The organism is Stenotrophomonas sp. GD03930, assembly GCF_029839665.1.
GTDB lineage: Bacteria > Pseudomonadota > Gammaproteobacteria > Xanthomonadales > Xanthomonadaceae > Stenotrophomonas > Stenotrophomonas forensis.
Map to the genome: position 1 here is coordinate 1 of NZ_JAOCAV010000003.1, position 20,837 is coordinate 20,837.

General features: G+C 66.7%; 18 protein-coding genes. 6 read left to right on the forward strand and 12 right to left on the reverse strand.

What is annotated here, in order from left to right; translation table 11 throughout:
* Nucleotides 1–93: 93 nt before the first annotated feature.
* The 9 genes from recO to rpoE all read right to left on the reverse strand — a co-directional run bounded on the left by recO (nt 94) and on the right by rpoE (nt 8,771).
* Nucleotides 94–813 carry a DNA repair protein RecO gene (recO, locus tag N5C18_RS15710; RefSeq protein WP_279945065.1) on the reverse strand — a complete coding sequence of 240 codons (720 nt, stop codon included), beginning with the start codon at nt 811–813 and terminating at the stop codon, nt 94–96.
* An 18-nt stretch (nt 814–831) separates the two neighbouring features.
* Nucleotides 832–1,728 (reverse strand): GTPase Era, encoded by an 897-nt coding sequence (gene era, locus N5C18_RS15715; protein ID WP_005410599.1) that lies wholly within the window; start codon nt 1,726–1,728, stop codon nt 832–834.
* A complete protein-coding gene (gene rnc, locus N5C18_RS15720) occupies nt 1,725–2,405 on the reverse strand; it encodes a ribonuclease III (RefSeq protein ID WP_053450480.1) in 681 nt (226 codons plus the stop codon). The genes era and rnc overlap by 4 nt, the downstream gene beginning before the upstream one ends.
* Nucleotides 2,395–2,778 (reverse strand): DUF4845 domain-containing protein, encoded by a 384-nt coding sequence (locus tag N5C18_RS15725; RefSeq protein ID WP_006462472.1) that lies wholly within the window; start codon nt 2,776–2,778, stop codon nt 2,395–2,397. Before N5C18_RS15725 ends, rnc begins: the two co-directional genes overlap by 11 nt.
* Before the next feature lie 52 nt (nt 2,779–2,830).
* Nucleotides 2,831–3,625, reverse strand: a complete 795-nt coding sequence (gene lepB, locus N5C18_RS15730; protein WP_006462474.1) for a signal peptidase I — start codon at nt 3,623–3,625, stop codon at nt 2,831–2,833.
* Nucleotides 3,626–3,679: 54 nt separating this feature from the next.
* Nucleotides 3,680–5,473, reverse strand: a complete 1,794-nt coding sequence (lepA, locus tag N5C18_RS15735; RefSeq protein ID WP_279945351.1) for a translation elongation factor 4 — start codon at nt 5,471–5,473, stop codon at nt 3,680–3,682.
* Nucleotides 5,474–5,650: 177 nt separating this feature from the next.
* On the reverse strand, nt 5,651–7,186 hold the full coding sequence (locus N5C18_RS15740) for a DegQ family serine endoprotease (RefSeq protein WP_279945067.1): 1,536 nt from the start codon (nt 7,184–7,186) through the stop codon (nt 5,651–5,653).
* Nucleotides 7,187–7,260: 74 nt separating this feature from the next.
* Nucleotides 7,261–8,142, reverse strand: a complete 882-nt coding sequence (locus N5C18_RS15745) for an RseA family anti-sigma factor (RefSeq protein WP_345782068.1) — start codon at nt 8,140–8,142, stop codon at nt 7,261–7,263.
* Between the two features lie 8 nt (nt 8,143–8,150).
* Nucleotides 8,151–8,771: an RNA polymerase sigma factor RpoE gene (gene rpoE / locus N5C18_RS15750; protein ID WP_006462516.1), complete on the reverse strand. Its 621-nt coding sequence runs from the start codon at nt 8,769–8,771 to the stop codon at nt 8,151–8,153.
* A gap of 235 nt (nt 8,772–9,006) precedes the next feature.
* Here rpoE and N5C18_RS15755 point away from each other — a divergent pair, with 235 nt between their 5' ends.
* The 4 genes from N5C18_RS15755 (at nt 9,007) to N5C18_RS15770 (ending at nt 14,157) form a co-directional block, all read left to right on the forward strand.
* A complete protein-coding gene (locus N5C18_RS15755) occupies nt 9,007–11,070 on the forward strand; it encodes a 3-hydroxyacyl-CoA dehydrogenase NAD-binding domain-containing protein (protein WP_053511850.1) in 2,064 nt (687 codons plus the stop codon).
* A 728-nt stretch (nt 11,071–11,798) separates the two neighbouring features.
* On the forward strand, nt 11,799–12,662 hold the full coding sequence (locus N5C18_RS15760; RefSeq protein ID WP_053512092.1) for a pirin family protein: 864 nt from the start codon (nt 11,799–11,801) through the stop codon (nt 12,660–12,662).
* A 120-nt stretch (nt 12,663–12,782) separates the two neighbouring features.
* A complete protein-coding gene (gene aqpZ / locus N5C18_RS15765; RefSeq protein ID WP_053512093.1) occupies nt 12,783–13,502 on the forward strand; it encodes an aquaporin Z in 720 nt (239 codons plus the stop codon).
* 196 nt (nt 13,503–13,698) lie between these two features.
* Nucleotides 13,699–14,157, forward strand: a complete 459-nt coding sequence (locus N5C18_RS15770; protein ID WP_008266318.1) for a hypothetical protein — start codon at nt 13,699–13,701, stop codon at nt 14,155–14,157.
* A 128-nt stretch (nt 14,158–14,285) separates the two neighbouring features.
* Here the strand turns inward: N5C18_RS15770 and N5C18_RS15775 are convergent, their stop codons facing one another.
* Nucleotides 14,286–15,137, reverse strand: a complete 852-nt coding sequence (locus tag N5C18_RS15775; protein WP_279945073.1) for a pirin family protein — start codon at nt 15,135–15,137, stop codon at nt 14,286–14,288.
* 215 nt (nt 15,138–15,352) lie between these two features.
* On the opposite strand from N5C18_RS15775, the gene N5C18_RS15780 reads away from it, so the two are divergent.
* Together N5C18_RS15780 and N5C18_RS15785 are read left to right on the forward strand one after the other, a co-directional pair.
* Nucleotides 15,353–17,434: a carbon starvation CstA family protein gene (locus N5C18_RS15780; RefSeq protein ID WP_006462520.1), complete on the forward strand. Its 2,082-nt coding sequence runs from the start codon at nt 15,353–15,355 to the stop codon at nt 17,432–17,434.
* Nucleotides 17,434–17,658: a CstA-like transporter-associated (seleno)protein gene (locus N5C18_RS15785; protein ID WP_005410613.1), complete on the forward strand. Its 225-nt coding sequence runs from the start codon at nt 17,434–17,436 to the stop codon at nt 17,656–17,658. Before N5C18_RS15780 ends, N5C18_RS15785 begins: the two co-directional genes overlap by 1 nt.
* A gap of 524 nt (nt 17,659–18,182) precedes the next feature.
* Here N5C18_RS15785 and N5C18_RS15790 read toward each other — a convergent pair.
* A complete protein-coding gene (locus tag N5C18_RS15790) occupies nt 18,183–19,313 on the reverse strand; it encodes a DUF3103 family protein (protein ID WP_279945075.1) in 1,131 nt (376 codons plus the stop codon).
* Between the two features lie 185 nt (nt 19,314–19,498).
* Entirely contained in the window at nt 19,499–20,749 is a 1,251-nt protein-coding gene (locus N5C18_RS15795) for a DUF819 family protein (RefSeq protein WP_040007302.1), read from the reverse strand.
* Nucleotides 20,750–20,837: the final 88 nt, after the last annotated feature.

The following is a 20,837-nucleotide window of genomic DNA, read 5'->3' on the forward strand; positions in this document are numbered from 1 at the left end:
ACCCACCCCGCCTACCCACGGATAGCCAGCTTTTGCAGTTGACGTTGACGTTGATTCGGCGGGTGCAGGGCTGCAAGCCCTGCCGGACACCCCTCAACGCCTGGGGGCGAGCTGCTCGAGCAGTTCCCAGGACTTCAGGCCTCGCGGCCCCAGATGATGGGCCAGCACCCGCCGCATCGGCAGCCGCAGGCTGGCCAGGTCGGCCGCGTCAGGCTCTTCATCGGCCGCGAGTGCCAGCAGCGCCGAGCCCGTGGCTGCCGCCTGGCGCTCGCCACTACGCTCGCTCAGCAGCCGTTGCGGCCCTTCCTGCGGGTCCAACGCATAGCGCGCAGCCGGGTCGACCGGCTGGCCGTCGCTGGCGCTGTCCAGTTCGAAACCCAGGCCCAGCGCGGACAGCAGTTCGCGTTCGAAACGACGCAGGGTCCAGGCCAGGCCGGCACCGACCGCCAGCCGCGCGCGCGCCTCACCGTAGGCGAGGTACAGCTCCGGCAACGGGTCCTGGCGAGGGGCCAGGCGCAGGGTCAGTTCACTCAGGTAGAAACCGGCCAGCATTGCCTGGCCGACCAATCGCGGCGCAGCATCCAGCGCCTCGGCAGCGCGCAGTTGCGCCAGCTCGCCGCGCTGCTGGGCGCTGAAACGGATCCACTGCAACGGCTGCAGGGCGGCGCGCAGCACCTGCCCCTTCGCCGTTGAAACACCACGCGCGAGCAGGCCGATGCGGCCATGCTGCGCGCTCAACACCTCGACCAGCAGGCTGGTCTCGCGATAGGCCCGTGCATGCAGCACGAAGCCGGTGTCGTCCTCGATCATCATCGAAGCGACCGGGTCGGCTTACTCGTAGCCGAAGGCCTTCAGCGCGGCCTCGTCATCGGACCAGCCTTCACGCACGCGCACCCAGGTTTCCAGGAACACCTTGGCCCCGAACAGGCGCTCCATCTGCAGGCGGGACTTGGCACCGATCTCCTTCAGGCGCGCACCACCCTTGCCGATCACGATGGCCTTCTGGCCTTCGCGCTCGACCCAGATCACCGCACCGATGCGCAGCAGGTTGCCGTCTTCGGTGAAGCGCTCGATCTCCACCGTGGTGGCGTACGGCAGTTCTTCGCCGAGCTGGCGCATCAACTGCTCGCGCACCAGTTCGCCGGCCAGGAAACGCTGGCTGCGGTCGGTGATCTCGTCCTCGCCGAACATCGGCGGGGCTTCCGGCAGCAGCTTCAGCACGTCGCGCACCAGCGCTTCCAGGCCATTGCGCTTCTGCGCGGAAATCGGGTGCACGGCGGCAAAATCGCGGCCTTCGGTCACCTGCTGCAGGAACGGCAGCAGCGCGCCCTTTTCCTTCAGGCGATCGATCTTGTTGACCACCAGCACCACCGGGATGCCGGCATCGCGCAGCACGTTGAAGGCCAGGCTGTCTTCTTCGTCCCAGCGGCCGGCTTCGATCACCAGCAGGCCGGCGTCGACGCCTTCCAGCGAGCCACGCGCGGCGCGGTTCATCACCCGGTTCATCGCCCGCTTCTGCACCTTGTGCAGGCCGGGGGTGTCGACCAGCACCAGCTGGCCTTCCGGATACGTGGCGATGCCCAGCAGGCGATGACGCGTGGTCTGCGGGCGGTTGGAGACGATGCTGACCTTGGCGCCGACCAGGGCATTGGTCAGGGTCGACTTGCCCACGTTCGGGCGGCCGATGACGGCCACGCTGCCGCAATGATGGGGAGTTTGTTCGCTCACTTGGAATCCAGTTGTTCTAGGACGGCCGCAGCCGCCTGTTGTTCGGCAAGCCGCCGCGAGGCGCCTTCGCCCTCGGTGCTGGCGGCCGGGTCAGCTACGTTGCAGCGTACCCGGAAGTGTTTGGCGTGATCGTCACCGGATTCTGACACCAGCTCGTACTGCGGCAACGCCTTCTGTCGGGCCTGCAGCCATTCCTGCAGGCGGGTCTTGGGGTCCTTCTCGGGCCGGCCGGAGGCCGGCAGTGCCTCGATCGACGCGCTGAACCAGGGCAGTACCACCGCCCGGCAGGCCTCGAAACCGGCATCCAGGTAGATCGCGGCCACCACGGCTTCCACCGCGTCGGCCAGGATCGAGTCGCGGCGATGACCGCCGGACTTCATTTCGCCAGGGCCCAGCGTCAGCCGCTCGCCCAGTTCCAGGCTGCGCCCGATCACCGCCAGCGCGCCTTCACGCACCAGCTCGGCGCGGGCACGGGTCATCGCGCCTTCGTCGGCCTTCGGCCAGCGCCGGTACAACGCCTCGGCCGCCATCATGTTGACGATGCTGTCGCCGAGGAACTCCAGGCGCTCGTTGTGCGGCGCACCCGCACTGCGATGGGTCAGCGCCTGCTTGAGCAGGGCCGCATCGCGGAAGGGATGACCGATCAGGTCGCTACGTTGGATGAATTTACTGGGCACCGCTTCGTGTCAGGTCCTGGGAAGAATCAAAATTGCCAACCACATCGAGGTTGCCGATCAGCGGACGACGCACTTCGTAGTTGACCTTGAGGGTCCAGCCGTTGTCGCGACGATCGAACTTCACATTGGCCGGCTTCACGTTGTCCGAGTAGTTGATGTACAGGCGCTTGAAGAACAGGTCCTGGATGCGGGCCGGTTCCATGTTGCCCACGCCCGGCTCGTTGGCCAGGCTCTTCATCGCCGAGCGCACCGCGTAGTACTCCTGGTACATCGGGAACAGCTTCATGCCGATGTAGAGGAAGAAGCCAACCACGATCAGGACCGTCAGGAACGAGGTCAGGGTCATGCCGCGCTGCGTGTTCATCGTCTTCATTGCGTTCTCCCCAGATACGCGTTGGATGTGAAAATACTCAGGTGATGCCCGATCAGTTGATGCTCGAGCCGATCCGCGACGGCTCGAAGCCATCCTTGCAGAACCAACCCTGGCAGTTCAGCCAGATCAGGAATGCCTTGCCGCGCAGGTTTTCCTCCGGCAGCAGGCCCCAGAAACGGCCGTCATCGCTGTTGTCACGGTTGTCGCCCATCACCAGGTACTTGCCGGCCGGCACGGTCCACTGGCCCTGGCCACGCGGATAGTCGGTCTCCAGCACGGTGTGGGTGCGGCCCGGCAGGTGCTCGACCAGCAGGTTGGCGCCCTCGCCCTGGCCCTTGTGGCCGGCATAGATGCCCTTGTTGTCGTACTTCAGCGGCTCGCCGTTGAGGATCACGCCGTCGCCCTCGAAGACGATGGTGTCACCCGGCACGCCGATCACGCGCTTGATGAAGTTCTCGCCCTTGGCCGGGTCGTTGTCGCTGTGGCCGGGGAAGTGGAACACCACCACGTCGCCACGCGACGGCTCGCCGAACGGCACGATCTTGGTGTTGCTGATCGGCAGGCGCAGGCCGTAGGAGAACTTGTTGACCAGGATGAAGTCGCCGATCAGCAGGTTCGGCATCATCGAGCTGGACGGGATCTTGTACGGCTCGGCGATGAAGCTGCGCACGATCAGCACGATCGCCAGCACCGGGAAGAACGCACGCGAGTAGTCCACCAGCACCGGCTCGGAATCGAGCAGGCCCGCGCGCTGGGCGCGGCGCTTGGCGAGGTACAGCTTGTCCGCGAGCAGGATCAGGCCCGAGGCCAGGGTCAGCACGACCAGGAGGATCTCAAACAGTTTCATTCAGGGTCCTTTGCAACGTCACCAGACGACCGGCCCGCAGGGGCCGGTGCGGGCTTACTTGTTGTCCATCTGCAGCACGGCCAGGAACGCTTCCTGCGGGATTTCCACGCGGCCGACCTGCTTCATGCGCTTCTTGCCTTCCTTCTGCTTTTCCAGAAGCTTCTTCTTGCGCGAAACGTCGCCACCATAGCACTTGGCCAGCACGTTCTTGCGCATGGCCTTGACCGTGGTACGGGCGATGATCTGCGAGCCGACCGCGGCCTGGATGGCCACGTCGAACATCTGGCGCGGGATCAGGTCCTTCATCTTCTCGCACAGCTCGCGGCCACGGCGATCGGCATGGCTGCGGTGCACGATCAGCGACAATGCATCGACCTTGTCGCCGTTGATCAGCACATCCACACGCACGAACGGGCCGGCGTCGAAACGCACGAAGTGGTAGTCCAGCGAGGCATAGCCACGGCTGACCGACTTCAGCTTGTCGAAGAAGTCCAGCACCACTTCGGCCATCGGCAGCTCGTAGCTGATCTGCACCTGGCTGCCCAGGTAGTTGATGCCGATCTGGCTGCCGCGCTTTTCTTCGCACAGCTTGATGATGTTGCCGATGTACTCCTCGGGGGTGAGCACGTTGGCACGGATGATCGGCTCGCGGATCTCCTCGACCTGGTTCACCGGCGGCAGCTTGGCCGGGTTGTCCATGTTGATGATCGAGCCATCGGTCTTCAGCACCTCATACACCACCGTCGGCGCGGTGCTGATCAGGTCCAGGTTGTATTCGCGCTCCAGGCGCTCCTGCACGATCTCCATGTGCAGCATGCCGAGGAAGCCGCAGCGGAAACCGAAGCCCATCGCCTCGGAGCTTTCCGGCTCGAAACGCAGCGCGGCATCGTTCAGGCGCAGCTTGTCCAGCGCTTCGCGCAGGTCCGGGTAATCCTCGGCGTCCACCGGGAACAGACCGGCGAACACGCGCGGCTGCATTTCCTGGAAGCCCGGCAGCGGCTTCGGTGCCGGGTCGCCGGCCAGGGTCAGGGTGTCGCCGACCGGCGCGCCGTGCACGTCCTTGATGCTGGCGGTGACCCAGCCCACTTCACCGGCACGCAGCGCCGGCAGCACCTTGCGCTTCGGCGTGAACACGCCGACGTTGTCGACCTGGTGGTTGCGGCCGGTGGACATCACCTGCAGCTTGTCACCGGGCTTGATCTCGCCCTGCATCACGCGCACCAGCGAGACCACGCCCAGGTAGTTGTCGAACCACGAGTCGATGATCAGCGCCTGCAGCTTCTCGGTGTCGCGCGGCGCCGGCGGCGGGATGCGGTGCACGATCGCTTCCAGCACGTCCTGCACGTTCAGGCCGGTCTTGGCGCTGACCGGCACGGCGTCAGAGGCGTCGATGCCGATCACGGCCTCGATTTCGGCCTTGGCGCGCTCGATGTCGGCGGTGGGCAGGTCGATCTTGTTGATCACCGGCACCACTTCCAGACCCTGCTCGACCGCGGTGTAGCAGTTGGCCACCGACTGCGCTTCCACGCCCTGGGCGGCATCGACGACCAGCAGCGCGCCCTCGCAGGCGGCCAGCGAGCGGCTGACTTCATAGGAGAAGTCGACGTGGCCCGGGGTATCGATGAAGTTCAGGTGGTAGGTCTGCCCGTCCTTGGCCAGGTACGGCAGCGACACCGACTGCGCCTTGATCGTGATGCCACGCTCGCGCTCGATCGGGTTGGAGTCGAGCACCTGCGCTTCCATCTCACGGGCCTGCAGGCCACCGCAGAGCTGGATGATGCGGTCGGCCAGCGTGGACTTGCCGTGGTCGACATGGGCAATGATGGAGAAGTTGCGGATGTTCCGCATCGAATCAGAAGACATAGGTGGCGGCGGCGCGCGGCGTCGTCAGGGTAACGGTCGATTATCGCATGCCCGGCGCCTCGCCGCGAAAACCGCCTCGTCGGGCCGGCCTGGAACGGCCGAAGCCCCGCCGGGGCGGGGCTTCGGGGCAGATGGCCGCCGCCGCAGCGGCCCGGGCAGGCCTTACTGGCCGGCCTTCACCGCCACGAACGCGCTGTTGCCGTTGCCGGTACGCACCAGCAGCATCACCACATCGTCCTTCTTGTAGTTGGACAGCGCGCGGTTGAGGCCATCCACGCTGCCAACCGGGGTGCGCCCGACCTGCAGGATCACCATGCCCGGAGACAGGCCGGCATCACGCGCCGCCTGGCCCTTGACCCCGGTGATGCGCACGCCCTCGTTGCCGTCCAGGCCGAACTGCTTGCGCTGCGGCGCGGTCAGGTCGCTGACGTCCAGGCCCAGCAGGGCATTGGCCCCGGCCTGCGGCGCCGCATCGGGCTTGGCCGTGGCCGCCGCGCGGGCATTGCCCTGGCCATCTTCACTGAGTGCGGTCAGCGTTGCGCTGAGGTCGCGCGGCTTGCCATCGCGGATCACGCCCAGGGTGACCCGGCTGCCCGGTGCCATCGCACCGATCAGCGGTGGCAGGTCCGACCAGCTGTTGACCGGGCTGCCGTTGACCGAGCGCACCACGTCGCCGATCTGCACGCCGGCCTTTTCGGCTGCACTGCCGGCCACGATCTGGTTGACCAGCGCACCGCGGCTGTCCGGCAGGCCCAGGCCCTGGGCCTTCAGCGAATCGATCGGTTCGACCACCGCACCCAGCTGGCCACGGGTGACCTTGCCACTCTTCTTGATCTGCTCGACCGCGCTCATCGCCAGGTCGATCGGGATCGCGAAGCTGATGCCCATGTAGCCGCCCGAGGCGGAGAAGATCTGCGAGTTGATGCCGACCACTTCACCGCGGGTGTTCAGCAGCGGGCCGCCGGAGTTGCCCTGGTTGATCGCCACGTCGGTCTGGATGAACGGCACGTAGCGCTGGTCGGCGCCACCGGTGCTGCGGCCCAGCGCACTGACGATGCCCGCGGTGACCGAGTGATCGAGACCGAACGGCGAGCCGATCGCGACAACCCACTGGCCCGGCTTCAGGGTGTTGGAATCCCCCACGCGCACGGTCGGCAGGTTCTTGCCGTCGATCTTCAGCAGGGCCACGTCGTACTGCTGGTCGCTGCCCACCACCTTGGCGTTGAACTCGCGGCTGTCACCCAGCTTCACCTTCACCTCGCTGGCATCGGCCACCACGTGGTAGTTGGTCAGCACATAACCGTCGGGCGAGATGATGAAACCCGAGCCCATGCCGCGGCCCTTGATGCTGGGGCCGCCATCCTGGCCACCCGGGCCCTGCCCCGGCATCGGGAAGTCCGGACCGAAGAAGCGGCGGAAGAACTCGGGCATGTCATCGTCGCCGCCCATCGGGCCCCGCGAGGCCTGGCGGTTGTTGCGCACGATGGTGGTGTCGACGTTGACCACGCCCGGCCCGACCTGTTCGACCAGGTGGGTGAAGTCAGGTAGGCCGGTGACCAGCGGCTGCGCGGGCGCCCGCGGCGCCGCAGCCGGCGCGGGCTGGGTCTGCGCCGCAGGCGCCGGCGCCTGGGCGCAGGCCATCAAGGGAAGGGTCAGGGCCAGCAGGCCGATGGCCTGCGTGCGGAGTCGGGGAGTCATCGGACGGCAACCTCCGGATCGGGTGGAAAGAGGAATACGGGCCCCGCCGACGGCGGGGCGTGAAAGCGCCCGGCTCAGTCGCGCGGGCGCGGCGGCACCGGCAGGTCATCCTGCAGGCGCGGCTCGAACGGGTAGAACGCAGCACCACCGGCGTGGACCGGGAAGCTGGCATTGAGCGCGCCACCGGCAGCGGGGGCCAGGCTGGAGCGGGGCCACGGTCGCGCCTGCAGTGCTCCCACCTCGCCAAACGGCAGGTTGCGGCTGGCGTTGGCCGGCACGGTCGGGGTCAGCGGCGCCTGCGCGGCGGCCACCGCACGCTGCGGGCTGTCATCACGCTGCGCGACACGCGCGGCCTGCTGGCTGCGGGTCGCGCTGGCGCGACGGCTGTCCTGGCGGCGGCTGGCGGCGGCCATTGCCACCGCCGGTGCAGCCGCCACAGCCATCGCAGCGGTATCCACCGACGCCTCGGTGACCGCAGCCGGGCCGCTCGGCGCCGGCGCCAGTTCAGCCTGGCTGGCGATCACCTGCGGTGCCAGCGGCTCGCCGGGGGCGGTCTCCTGAAGCTTCTCGCCGCCCATGAACAGGGCCACGGCAGCGACCGAGGCGGCCAGTGCGGCACCACCGCCCCAGGCCCGCCAGCCGCTGCGACGCGCCTGGCGGCGCGGCTCGGCCTGCGGTGCCGGTTCGGCCGCGATGGCAGCCGCCACGGCGGCACTGAAGCCGGCCGGGGCCAGTGCCGGGGCCTGCCCGCGCATCACGTCGCCCAGCAGTTGCCAGCGTTCCTGGCAACCCGCCAGCTCCGGATCATGCTCCATGCGGCGCAACAGGAAGCGCGCTTCATCGGCGCCCAGCTCGCCGTCGACCAGGGCCGACAGCTGTTCGCGGTGGCGCTGGTCCAGGCGCTGCCCGGCAGGGGATTGATGGTTCTGCGATTCGTTGAACGGATTGCTGGTCAGATTGCTGGTCATACGCGGCTCTTCTCACGGGTGGCGCTGCCGATGTCCAACAGCGGCCGGAGTTCGGTGTCGATCGCCTCGCGCGCCCGGAAGATCCGTGAACGCACGGTGCCGATCGGGCACCCCATCTTCTGCGCGATATCCTCGTAGCTCAGGCCTTCCACCTCGCGCAGGGTGATCGCCAACCGGAGTTCCTCCGGCAGCGCGTTGACGGCTTTCATCACCGTCTGTTCCAGCTCCTGGCGCATCAACTCGCGTTCGGGCGTGTCGGTATCGCGCAGGCGCGTACCGCTGTCGAACTGTTCGGCGTCGCCGATGTCGATGTCATCGGTCGGCGGCCGCCGATTGTGTGAAGCCAGGTAGTTTTTGGCGGTATTCACGGCGATTCGATGCAACCAGGTTGAGAACTGGGCATCACCACGGAAACTTCCGATCGCGCGGTACGCACGGATGAAAGTGTCCTGGGCGACGTCCTGACATTCGCTCCAGTCGGCGATGTAGCGACCGACGAGGGCCACGACCCGATGCTGGTACTTGCGTACCAGGACATCGAACGCCGCGCTCTCACCGCGCTGCACACGCCGGACCAGTTCCAGATCCAGCTCCTGTGGTGTATCAACCTCGGCCATGAGGGGCCGCACTCCTGTCAGCCCAACCGACGTCGGGCAATGAGACTGCCAATCCCGGGAAAAGTTCAGTCGCCGATCACCTGGCGCCGCACCAGCTTTTAACCACCGTTCCGTTAGCGTCCCGGTCCACGGCCATGGATCCGGGGTCGCCACTCCCCTGCTATTGGGATTTGACGCGGGGGAAACAACCTCTGGATCATAGCCGCTTCTCCATACACAACCGGATGGAACGTCCATGCTCTCAGGCTTCGATGGTCTCCGCTTCAGCCACTGGCACCCCGAGATCCGCGACGACGGCGTGGTGGTTCTCTCCCTGGATCGTCAGGACAGCAGCGTCAACGCGATGTCGCAGGACGTGCTGCTGGAACTGGGCGACCTGCTTGAGCGCATCGCGCTGGACCCGCCGAAGGGCGTGGTGATCCAGTCGCTGAAGAAGGCCGGCTTCATTGCCGGCGCGGACCTGAAGGAATTCCAGGAATTCGACCGCCGCGGCACCGTCAACGATGCGATCCGCCGCGGCCAGGCCACCTACCAGAAGCTGGCCGAGCTGCCCTGCCCGACCGTGGCGGCCATCCACGGCCACTGCCTCGGCGGCGGTACCGAGCTGGCCCTGGCCTGCCGCTACCGCGTGGCCTCCAATGACAGCAGCACCCGCATCGGCCTGCCGGAAACCCAGCTGGGCATCTTCCCGGGCTGGGGCGGCAGCGCGCGCCTGCCGCAGCTGGTGGGCGCCCCGGCGGCGATGGACATGATGCTGACCGGCCGTACCCTGTCAGCCTCGGCCGCGCGCGGGATCGGCCTGGTCGACAAGGTGGTGGCCCCGGCGGTGGTGCTCGACACCGCCGTCGCGCTGGCCCTGTCCGGCACCACCCGCCCGTTCAAGCAGCGCGCGACGGCGTGGGCAACCAACACCTGGCTGGCGCGCACGCTGCTGGCGCCGCAGATGGTCAAGCAGGTCGCACGCAAGGCCAAGAAGGACCAGTACCCGGCGCCGTACGCGCTGATCAGCACCTGGCAGCGCAGCGGCGGCAAGCCGATCCAGGCGCGCCTGGATGCCGAACGCCGCGCCGTGGTGAAACTGGCCAGCACGCCGACCGCGCGCAACCTGATCCGCATCTTCTTCCTGACCGAGCGCCTGAAGGGCCTGGGCGGTGGTGATTCCGGCATCCGCCATGTGCACGTGGTCGGTGCCGGCGTGATGGGCGGCGACATCGCTGCGTGGGCCGCCTACAAGGGCTTCGAAGTGACCCTGCAGGACCGCGAGCAGCGCTTCATCGACCCGGCCATGGAGCGGGCACAGGCGCTGTTCGCCAAGAAGGTGCGCGACGACAGCAAGCGCCCGGCGGTGGCCGCGCGCCTGCGTGCCGACCTGGAAGGCAACGGCGTGGCCGAGGCCGATCTGGTGATCGAGGCCATCATCGAGAACCCGGAGGCCAAGCGTGCGCTGTACCAGACGCTGGAGCCGAAGATGAAGCACGACGCGCTGCTGACCACCAACACCTCGTCGATTCCGCTGGTGGAACTGCGTGACCACATCCAGCGCCCGGCGCAGTTCGCCGGCCTGCACTACTTCAACCCGGTGGCGCAGATGCCGCTGGTGGAAATCATCCATCACGACGGCATGGCGCCGGAGACCGAACGCCGCCTGGCCGCGTTCTGCAAGGCGCTGGGCAAGTTCCCGGTGCCGGTGGCCGGCAGCCCGGGCTTCCTGGTCAACCGCGTGCTGTTCCCGTACATGCTGGAAGCGGCCACCGCGTATGCCGAAGGCATTCCGGGCCCGGTGATCGACAAGGCCGCGGTGAAGTTCGGCATGCCGATGGGCCCGATCGAACTGATCGACACCGTCGGCCTGGACGTGGCCGCCGGTGTCGGCCGCGAGCTGGCGCCGTTCCTGGGCCTGCAGATTCCGGCGGCGCTGCAGACGGTGGAACCGGACAAGCGCGGCAAGAAGGATGGCCAGGGCATCTACACCTGGGAGAACGGCAAGCCGAAGAAGCCGGACGTAGCCAGCGACTACCAGGCACCTGCCGATCTGGAGGACCGCCTGATCCTGCCGCTGCTGAACGAAGCAGTGGCCTGCCTGCACGAAGGCGTGGTGGCCGACGCGGACCTGCTGGATGCCGGCGTGATCTTCGGCACCGGGTTCGCGCCGTTCCGCGGTGGTCCGATCCAGCACATCCGTGCGGTGGGTGCTGATGCGATCGTCGAGCGGCTGAAGGCGTTGCAGCAGCGCCATGGCGATCGTTTCGCCCCGCGCCCGGGCTGGGACAACCCGGCCCTGCGCGAACCGGTGGTGTGAGTTGATCTGCCGGGCCTGCGGCCCGGCACCCGCTGGATCAAAACCCAACGCCAGAGCCAGAGCCAGAGCCAGAGCCAGAGCCGGAGCCGGAGCAACAGCCGGCTCTGGCTTTTCTGTTAGGTGGGTAGTGCGGTGTGGGCAGGCAGGACACGCCGTAAACCCATCCATGGGGCTCGATGGCGCCATCCATGGCGCCAACGGTCCTGCCTGCCCACACCGCCCTACCCCTGACAGTTTCCCGGTGACGGTTGGTGAACTACGAACCCGGTGGGTGTCGACCTTGGTCGACACCTGAGCGAAGCGACCGGCGTTTGATTCTGATTTTGATTTTCTTTTTTCTTCTCCGTGGCTGGACGCCCACGGACACTGTCAGAGGCCGGGCGGGTGGGTTGCGCAGGACCGTTGGCGCCATGGATGGCGCCATCGAGCCCCCATGGGTGAGGGCGCTTTGCTTGCGAAGCACTGCTTCGCAAGCGCCCGAACGCCCAGCCGCCAGCGGCTGGGCCGGACCCCGGAGGGGGGTTTACGGCGTGTCCTGCGCAACCCACCCGCCCGGCCAAACACGAGATACGCATTGCGCGTCCAGCCACGAGGGGCTGCGCCGTTGGGTGGAACCCCAGTCGAGCAAGCTCGACTCTACGGAACAACCTGTTACCCATACGGGGCATGCCCCCGTCACAGCTGCATGCGATGCTGACCACCTGATCCCTGCCAGCGAGAACGCCCGCATGACCACCATCATCGCCCCGCGCGTGCACGACATCGGCGGACTCGAAGTCCGTCGCGCCGTCCCGACCCTGCAGGCACGCAGCATCGGCTCGTTCGTGTTCGTCGACCAGATGGGCCCGGCACTCATGCATCCCGGTACGGCCATCGACGTGCGCCCGCACCCGCATATCGGCCTGGCCACCGTCACCTATCTGTGGTCCGGCGCCATCGGCCACCGCGACACGCTGGGCTCGGACCAGGTGATCCGCCCGGGCGACGTGAACTGGATGACTGCCGGCCGCGGCATTGCCCATTCCGAACGTACACCGCAGCCCGACCGCGATCACGACAACCCGATCCACGGCATGCAGACCTGGGTCGCATTGCCGAAGTCGCATGAAGAGATTGAGCCGGCGTTCTACCACCATGCCGCTGCCACCCTGCCCGAGCAGCGCCGCAAGGGTGCCTGGCTGCGGGTCATCGCCGGCCGCGCCTACGGCGAGGAATCGCCAGTGAAGGTGTTCGCCGACACGCTCAACGTGGCGATCGACCTCGACCCGGATGCGGAGATCGATATCGACAATGGCCACCGCGAGCGCGCGCTGTACATCCTCGAGGGCGACGCGCAGCTGGATGGCGTGGACGTGCCCGCCCAGCACCTGATCATTCCCGAGGCAGGCGCCGTCGGCCGCCTGCGCGCGAAGACCCCGGTGAAGGCGATGCTGTTCGGCGGCGAACCGCTGGATGGCCCGCGCCACCTGTGGTGGAACTTCGTGTCCAGTTCGAAGGAGCGCATCGAGCAGGCCAAGCACGACTGGGAAGCCGGCCACTTCGGCACCATCCCCGGCGACGACAAGGAGTTCATCCCGCTGCCGCAGTACTGAACATCGCGTGTTGCACACATCCGAAGGTGTATCCCTGCACCCGGCGTTGACGCTACAGTCACCCGCTGATCACTGAAATGTGACATAAATCACACTTTCACCGTCAAAGGAGTGCAACACATGAGCATGGGTAAACGCTTGTCCGCCGAGTTCCTCGGCACGTTCTGGCTGGTTCTGGGTGGCTGCGGCAGCGCGGTGCTGGCCGCCAAGTTCGGCGGTGACGGCAATCCGCTGGGTATCGGATTCCTCGGCGTGGCGCTGGCCTTCGGCCTGACTGTGGTGACCGGCGCCTATGCGTTCGGCCACATCTCCGGCGCGCATTTCAATCCGGCGGTCAGCGTCGGTCTGTGGGCCGGTGGCCGCTTCCCGGCCAAGGACCTGGTGCCCTACATCATCGCCCAGGTCGCCGGCGGCCTGCTGGCGGGCTTCATCCTGCTGCAGATCGCCTCCGGTGCCAGTGGCTTCGCCATTGATGGCAGCCAGGCCGGTGCATTTGCCAGCAACGGCTACGGCGCGCTGTCGCCCGGGGGCTACAGCGTGGCAGCCGCTTTCCTGTGCGAAGTGGTGCTCACTGCGGTGTTCCTGATCGTGATCATGGGGTCCACCCATGGCAAGGCACCGGCCGGCTTCGCGCCGCTGGCGATCGGCCTCTCGCTGACCCTGATCCACCTGATCAGCATCCCGGTCACCAACACCTCGGTGAACCCGGCCCGCTCCACTGCCGTGGCGTTCTTCGCCGGCAGCGGTGCGGTCAGCCAGCTGTGGCTGTTCTGGGTCGCCCCGCTGCTGGGCGGCGCGATCGGCGGCATCATCTACAAGTGGATCGGCAACGACCGCTGAGGCCTGTGCGGACCATTGCGGCCGACCATCGGCCGCAATGGTTACGCTTGTAACCGCAATTTGTGCGATCGCTCACGTTCCGTTAAGGTTGAGTTGACCGTCCGTGCACATGCCGGGCGGGGTGGCATCCGGGGATGGGATGCCAACGCCCCCATCCATCGGGCGGCGCCAAACGACACACCACCTTGGGGGATGCATGAAGTTCGCGCCTGTAGTGTTGTCGAGCCTGCTGTTCGCCGTGGCCCAGGCCGCCGCGCAGGCTCCCACCGAATGTCCTTCGCTGCCCGCCAGCAGCGGCCTGCAATGGCAGCAGCAGGCGCAGGCCGATTTCCTGGTCTGCCGCGCCAGCACCGGCGACGGCCGCGAAGTGCTGAGCCTGATGCTCAGTGCACGTGATCCGTCCATTCCACTGAACCGTTCGCTGCGCCAGGAAAAGGGCAGCTTCGGCGGTGAATCACTCTACTGGTACCAGCCCGACCTCGGCGGCCAGCAGCCGCCCGGCTATGCCGAGCGGCGGATCAGCGTGGTCAAGCTCGACAAAGGGCGTTACGCGCAGATTTCGCTGTATCCGGACAGCCCGCAGGAACTGGGCTCGCTGCAGCAGCTGGCGCAGGGCATGAGCCTGACGCCGTCGGCCGTGGCCGCCGGGCGCTGACCGTGATGGGGATGACTGCCTGGCAGCATCCCCGCAATGCGGCCCGATCACCGGGTAATGCCGGCCGCTGGCCGGCCCCCCGATCCGCCTTCGTCCGAGGCGGCTGCCGGCCAGCGGCCGGCACTACCTCAGAACCTGCCTTCCTGGAAATCGACGAAGGCCTGCATCAGCTCCTGCCGCGTGTTCATCACGAACGGGCCGTGCCGCATCACCGGCTCGCGCAGCGGACGACCGGCCACCAGGATCAACCGCGCGCCATCGCGGCCGGCCGAGATGTGCAGCTGCTCGCCACCGCCCAGCACCGCCAGTTCCTGGCGCGCCACGTCACGCGCGGCGTCCTGCTCGCCCACCGTCATCGCACCTTCGAATACATAGGCAAACGCGTTGTGCCCTTCCGGCAGTGCGTAGGTCCAGGCGCGGTCGGGCGCCAGCGTGATGTCCAGGTAGAGCGGATCGGTGGCCGGCTGCACGATCGGCCCGCGGGTACCGTCGACGCTGCCGGCAATCACCTTCACCTCCACGCCGGCGGCCGGCTGCACCCGCGGAATGCGCTCGGGCGCGAACTCCTGGTACTTCGGGTCGGTCATCTTGTCCTTCGCCGGCAGATTCACCCACAGCTGGAAACCGCGCATCTGCCCGCTTTCCTGTTCAGGCATCTCCGAATGCACCAGGCCGCGCCCCGCCGTCATCCACTGCACGCTGCCCGGGGTCAGCAGGCCTTCGTTGCCGTGGTTGTCGCGGTGCCGCATGCGCCCGTCGAGCATGTAGGTCACCGTCTCGAAACCACGGTGCGGATGCTCCGGGAAACCTGCGATGTAGTCCTCGGCGCGGTCGGTGCCGAATTCATCGAGCAGCAGGAACGGATCCAGGTCGGGCAGCGTCGGGCCGCCGATGACGCGGGTCAGGCGCACGCCGGCACCATCGGAGGTGGGCATGCCACGGATGGTGCGCAGTACGCGGACCGGTTCGGGAAAGCTCATGGCGACTCCTGTTGGATGGATGCCCCTGAAGATGGACGCCACACGGCCGTACGCCAATGGACGGCTCCGCAACCGATTGTTCCATCGCTGATGTTCGCTGCACGTCAGCATTCCCTTCGTACGACCAAAGTACTACCGCAGATTCGTCCTGTGCCAATTGACCGTGTCGAGGGCAAGCAGGACTCTTTGTCTGTCTTTCCGGGAGAGAGCACCTCATGAAAGGGTTTTCCAAACTGGGCTGGGCGGTACTCGCCCTGCTCGGCGCGTTCTGTCTGGGCACCGTGGCGCTGCGTCGCGGCGAACACATCAATGCCCTGTGGATCGTCGTCGCGGCGGTGTCGCTGTACCTCGTCGCCTATCGCTTCTACAGCCTGTTCATCGCCAACAAGGTGATGCAGCTCGATCCAACCCGGGCCACTCCGGCGGTGATCAACAACGATGGCCTGGACTACGTGCCGACCAACAAGCACGTGCTGTTCGGCCACCACTTCGCCGCCATCGCCGGCGCCGGCCCGCTGGTCGGCCCGGTGCTGGCCGCGCAGATGGGCTACCTGCCCGGCCTGCTGTGGCTGGTGGTGGGCGTCGTGCTGGCCGGCGCGGTGCAGGACTTCATGGTCCTGTTCCTGTCCAGCCGCCGCAACGGACGCTCGCTGGGTGACCTGGTGCGCGAGGAGATGGGCCAGGTGCCCGGCACCATCGCCCTGTTCGGTGCCTTCCTGATCATGATCATCATCCTGGCCGTGCTGGCGATGGTGGTGGTCAAGGCACTGGCCGAGAGCCCCTGGGGCATGTTCACGGTGATCGCAACGATGCCCATCGCGATCCTGATGGGCGTGTACATGCGCTACATCCGCCCCGGCAAGATCGGCGAGATCTCGATCGTTGGCCTGATCCTGCTGCTGGCCGCGATCTGGTTCGGCGGCAAGGTCGCGGCCGACCCGACCTGGGGCCCGGCGTTCACCTTCACCGGCACCCAGATCACCTGGATGCTGATCGGCTATGGTTTCGTCGCTTCGGTACTGCCAGTGTGGCTGCTGCTGGCACCGCGTGACTACCTGTCGACCTTCCTCAAGATCGGTACGATCATCGCGCTGGCCATCGGCATTCTGGTGGTGATGCCGGAACTGAAGATGCCGGCGCTGACCCAGTTCGCCGCCAGCGGCGATGGCCCGGTGTGGAAGGGCGGCATGTTCCCGTTCCTGTTCATCACCATCGCCTGCGGTGCGGTCTCCGGCTTCCATGCCCTGATTTCCTCCGGCACCACGCCGAAACTGCTGGCCAATGAAGCGCACATGCGCTACATCGGCTACGGCGGCATGCTGATGGAATCGTTCGTGGCGGTGATGGCGCTGGTGGCGGCTTCGATCATCGATCCGGGCATCTACTTCGCGATGAACAGCCCGGCGGCGGTGATCGGCCCGGATGTGGCGTCGGCCGCGCACTACATCACCAATACCTGGGGCTTCACCATCACCCCGGAACAGCTGACCGCCACGGCAGCAGCGATCGGCGAGCCGACCATCCTGCACCGCGCCGGTGGCGCACCCACGCTGGCGGTGGGCATCGCACAGATCCTGCACCAGGCGATACCAAGCAGCAGCGACGCTATGATGGCGTTCTGGTACCACTTCGCGATCCTGTTCGAAGCGTTGTTCATCCTGACCGCGGTGGACGCCGGCACCCGTGCCGGGCGCTTCATGCTGCAGGACCTGCTGGGCAACTTCGTGCCAGCGTTGAAGAAGACCGAGTCGTGGACCGCCAACATCATCGGCACCGCCGGCTGCGTGGCGCTGTGGGGATATCTGCTGTACACCGGCGTGGTCGATCCGTTCGGGGGCATCCAGACGCTGTGGCCGCTGTTCGGCATTTCCAACCAGATGCTGGCCGGCATCGCGCTGATGCTGGGCACGGTGGTGCTGTTCAAGATGAAGCGTGACCGCTACGCATGGGTCACTGCGGTTCCGGCGGTGTGGCTGCTGATCTGCACCACCTACGCCGGCTTCATCAAGATCTTCGACAGCAATCCGGCGCAGGGCTTCCTGGCACAGGCGCACAAGTTCCAGGCGGCGCTTGCCAGCGACACCATCACCGCGCCGGCCAAGTCGGTGGCGCAGATGAAGCAGATCGTGGTCAACGCCTACGTCAATACCGGGCTGACCGCGCTGTTCCTGCTGGTGGTGGGCGCGGTGCTGGTGTATTCGATCAAGACCATCCTGGCCGCCCGCCGCAACCCGCAGCGCAGCGACCGCGAGACCCCGTACGTGGCGCTGAAGCCGCATGAAATGGTGGATCTGTGATGAGCACGCAACTGGTTCCCGCCGGCCAGTACCAGGCGCACCGCCGCATCTGGCGGCGCCTGGTGCAGACCGCTCGGCTGTGCTGTGGGATTCCTGATTACGACAACTACGTCCGGCACATGCTGGAAAAGCATCCGGACCAGGAGCCGATGGACTACAAGACGTTCTTCCGCGAGCGGCAGGAAGCGCGATATGGCGGCCGCAATGGCGGGCGCTGCTGTTGAAGTTGTGTGTGGGTGGCGGGCTTGCAGCCCGCCGCCCGCCGATTCAACTTCAACTGCAACTGCAAGAGCGTCGGCTCTGGGTTTCTGTTTGGTTGGCGGGGCGGTGTGGGCTTGCAGGACACGCCGTAAACCCTTCCATGGGGGCTCGATGGCGCCATCCATGGCGCCAACGGTCCTGCAAGCCCACACCGCCCCACCTCTGACAGATTGCCGGTGACGGCGAGACACATGCGGGGTCAGATCCGTTTCCCGAAGGAAACGGATCTGACCCCATTTTGTTTATCGATATCTGACAGATGTGCCGACCAACGGTCGGCACCCATCAACAGCCGCGTGAACCTGTCGAAGGCGGGGCACTGTGGGTGTGCGGGGTGTGAGCCGCATGGATGCGGCGACCAAGCCCCCATGGATGGGTTTACGGCGTCCCCGCACACCCACAGTGCCCCGCCAACCCACGGAATGCCGCTTCGGCTTTTGACGTTGCCGTTGATTGAAGCGGGTGCAGGGCTGCAAGCCCTGCCGACCTACTCCACCAGGGTGATGGGGGTGAGCGTGACCTTGGCGTTGTTGGCTGCCCCCAGGCGATCGGTATAGGCCTGCCCGCGCTGCAGCAGGTAGAAGCTGTCCAGGTAATCGATGTCGTTGGAGAACCACGACGACGGCATCGCCTTGAGGATCGCGCCGGCAATATCGGCAATGACCGCATACTCCGGTGCGAACGCACCCAGCGCTGCCTTCACACCGTTGCTCAACGCCACCAGCAGGTCCTGGTAGTTGGTGTCACCGTCATCCTCGAACAACTGCACGTTGGCGGCGTTGAACCGATAGTTGCCCCACAGGACCAGCGCCTGCTGCGGCGTATAGTCGGTCTTGTCATGGTCCAGGTAGGGCATGTCGACCGTGGCCATCTCCGGCTCCGCCTTGCCGATCTGCAGCCCGGACACCACCGCGAACACCTCCGCCGCGCCCAGTGCCCACGGCTCCTGGTCGTCGGCCAGGCGGATGCGGTCCAGCCGGGTGATGTCCAGTGATGCACGCGCACCATCGGCCGACAGCTGGAGGCGCTCGGGCGATTGCAGGCCCCGTGCGCGCAGGCCGGCGTTGACCAGCGCCATGCCCTCCTGCACCGAGCGGCGGGTATCGACATCGACGATCAAGACCGGGAATGCCGGTGCCTGCCGTGCGTCCAGCACATGCGCGCGGCCCCGCGCGTCGTAGGCCGTCAGCGTGGTCCAGTCACGATCATTGCCCCGTGGCAGGCTGGCCACCCACAACTGGCGTGGCGCGATGTCAGCCAGCGACTGGCCCTCCGGCACATAGGCGCGCAGCTGCAGCAGCCCCTCGCCCTGCGCTGGCAAGCCCTTGGCCTGGCGCAGCTGCTGATCGTTGCTGGCCAGCGAGACGCTGGCCTGGGTGCGGACGCCCGGGTCGAAGCGCTCCATCACGGCGTCCAGTGCCACGCCCCGTTCCGGTGAGGCCGCCAGCGTGGTGCGCACGGCCTCGGCGAAGCCGGGTTGGGCAATCAATCCCGCCACCTCACGCGCACTGGCCTCGGTTACGGCCTGTATCTGGGCACCACGCGCGGCAGCATCGCCTTGCGCAGCTGCCCCGGCGCTGGCCAACAGCAGTGCCAGCAGCGTGCCCCCCCCAATCATCCGTCGATGCGTCATTCCAGCCCCCAGGCAACGTCGCTGCGGATGAGCGACAGGTGCTGTCTACGCTACGTCGCGATCACCATACGATCCGGTATGTACCGCACAGTTCCGCCTGCGGCCTGCAAAAAAAGAGCCGAGCATCGGCTCGGCTCTACACGGGATCGCGATGCCAGGCGTGGCCCGGCTCAGCCGGTGGCCATCCACTTCAGGATCAAGCCGGTGACATACGCCAGGCCCGTACCGGTGGCATAGCCCACCGTGCCCAGCAGCACGCCCACCGGAGCCAGCGTGGGGTGGAAAGCCGCCGCCACCACGGGGGCCGATGCCGCCGCACCGATGTTGCCCTGCGAACCGATCGCGAAGAAGAACAACGGCGCGCGCAGCAGCTTGGCAACGATCCAGAGCACCAGCACGTGCGTGGCCATCCAGATCGCACCCAGCAGGAACAGCCACGGACGATCCAGCAGCGACAGCAGGTTCATCTGCATGCCGATGCAGGCGATCAGGAAGTACAGGAACACCGTGCCCAGCCGCGAGGCACCCGCCGCTTCCAGCCGGCGTGCACGGGTGAAGCTCAGGCCCAGGCCCATTGCGGTGGACAGCAGGATCACCCACACGAACTGGCTGTCCAGGCTGAACTGGCTGGCCCAGCTGACGTTGGCCTTGAACCAGCCCGACAGCGGCGCCGCGATCGCATGGGCCAGGCCGACACCGCCCAGCGCCACGCCGACGATCACCATCAGGTCGGTCATGCTGGGAATGCGCGCATTCTGCGCCTCGTAGGCACTGATGCGGGCCTTCATCTCGTCGATGGCGCGGGTATCGGCACCGTTGCGGGTGTCGATCTGCTGCGCACGGTTGGCGAGGAACAGCAGGATCGCCATCCACAGGCTGGCGCAGGCCACGTCGACCACCGCGAACTGCCCGAAGGTGGTGGCATCGGTACCGAACACTTCGCGCATCGCGACCATGTTGGCGCCGCCGCCAATCCAGCTGCCAGCCAGTGCGGCCATGCCGGCCCAGGTGTCGCCGGCCACGGTTTCCGGGTGGATCAGCTTCATCAGCTGGAACGAGACGATGGCGCCGAGCATGATGCCGGCCGTACCGGCACAGAACACCAGCAGCAACTTCGGGCCGAGCTTGATGACGCCCTTCAGGTCGATCGACAGGGTCAGCAGGACCAGCGCCGCAGGCAGCAGCACATCACGTGCGACCGGGTTGTACAGTGAGGTGTTGTGGCCGTCGATGACACCGGCGGTGTTGTAGATGGCGGGGATGAAGTAGCACAGCAGCAGTGCCGGCACCCAGGCGAAGATCTTCTTCAGCAAGGGGGTCGGACCGCTGGCAGCCCAGAAGATCAGGGCGAGGGTGGCGGCAATCAGGCCCAGTCCAACGATGTCGTTGCTGATCAGGGCAGTAGCGGGTTCGGTCGGCATGGGATCCTCTGTCGATCGAAAGAGCGGGAAAAAAAAGCGCCGCATGAAGCGGCGCAGGTTGAGATTAACATTGTCTTCACGCCGGGTC